We start from the raw sequence: 1581 nt of genomic DNA, 5'->3' as shown, positions 1-1581 counted from the left end.
GTCGCCCGTGAATTCCTCGATTATGCGGCTACGCGGCGATCAGCTGTTGCGCTGTACGGCGTCGTCGGATTGCCGACGTTGTAGAGACGGCAGAGGATCCAGACGAAAAGCAACCTGATCCAGGCTGCCAGGAGCCGCATGTTGTGCCCTGCGGCGGTCAGGATTGCGTTGATCGCATCGCCTTCGGGTCCGGTGAGGTGGTTCCGTTCGAGGTGTCCGTCTTCCTTCAAATGGCCAATGACCGGCTCAATGGCACTTCGTCGTCGCATTTCGCGCCGGATGGTGGGCGAGGTGATGCCGCGTGTGTGGGAGATGGTGATATCGAGGTTGTCACGCTCGATCCTGTGGCCGCGGTAGCCGCGGTCGACATAGGCGCGGGCAACAGATGTTCCGGTCAGGCGGGCCACCTGATCGATCTGTCCGGCGAGGCTGTGACCATCATAGGGATTGCCGGGCAGCGCCATGGCCCCGAGCACGAACTGGCCGCCTTTGCAGCGCTCGTTGGTCGTGGCGATCGAGGTCTTGCAGCCGAATTCGTAGCGGGTGCGGGCCTTGCCTTTCCCGATGCATTCGACCTCCGGCGCGTGGAACGCGTATAGTTTGTCCTTATCGTCTGGCTGCTGCCCAAGGATGCGCTCGGCGCGCTCCAGCACCGTGGCGAATGCCGCCTCCAGCGCCGGGTCCCCGGCGATCTTGCGGCGGATGTCCCGGGTCAATCGTCCCAACCAGGTGCGCATGCTTCTCAACCAGCGCAGGCCCTGCTTGTGGCCCCGGCCATGCAGCAGCCGGGCAACCTCGCGCCGGGCCCGGGTTGTCAGCCGCAGGAAGGATTGGCGCAGCTTGATCCCGTGGCGCTTCGCCAGACGGTTCAGCCATTCGATCGACCGCAGGATCAGATGGCTGTCGGTCGGATGTGCCACCGCCTTGGTCTGCACTGTGGTGTCCACCGTGATCCGTTCCAACTGCCGCTCACTCACAGCCTCGGTTTTTACAGCCACGGCAATGGTTTCGGCCAGCAGCGCCTCCAGATCCTCGGCCCCGATCCGTTGGCGCCAGCGGGTCATCGAGGAGCGGTCGATCGGCAGCCGGTGCTGGAAAAACGTCTCGCCGCAGAAGGCCTGAAAGTATGGGTTCTCCAGCCAGGTCGCGCAGGTCTCCTCATCCGACAGACCCTTCATGTGCTTGAGCAAATGGAGCCCTGTCATCAGACGTGTCGGCGACCCACGCCGGCCTTTCCGATCATGGTAATGCGTCCCGAACGCGTCATCGAACCGGGTCCAGTCGATCAGGCCAGCCAGCTTCAGCAGTTCGTGCCTCGGATCGAGAATGCTCTCCAGAGAACTCCTGAACAGATCGTCAGGTCGGGCTTCGGGCAGTTTCGGACGCATCGCAATCTCGCACGTAGGTGGGGCCTGATCGCAGTGGAGCACGACCGGTTGGCGATGGGAATCCCCTACGCGCAAGCGCGTCAGAAATCGCAAGGTTTTCGTGGGTATCGACCAGAAACCTTGCGATTCCGGATATTATCAAAACTAGAATAAGAATACATTGTCAGATGCTTACGGGAAAATCACAGGCGAC

The 1581-nt window shown here is 61.8% G+C and carries 1 protein-coding gene; it reads right to left on the bottom strand.

Features of this window, described 5'->3' with window-relative positions; genetic code table 11:
* Positions 1-20: 20 nt before the first annotated feature.
* A complete protein-coding gene (locus ROA7023_RS23465) occupies positions 21-1388 on the bottom strand; it encodes an IS5 family transposase (protein WP_050664396.1) in 1368 nt (455 codons plus the stop codon).
* Positions 1389-1581 lie beyond the last annotated feature (193 nt).

The organism is Roseisalinus antarcticus, assembly GCF_900172355.1.
Taxonomy (GTDB): Bacteria; Pseudomonadota; Alphaproteobacteria; order Rhodobacterales; family Rhodobacteraceae; genus Oceanicola; species Oceanicola antarcticus_A.
Note: the sequence above shows the minus strand (reverse complement) of the source record. Positions and strands in the feature narration are given on the sequence as shown.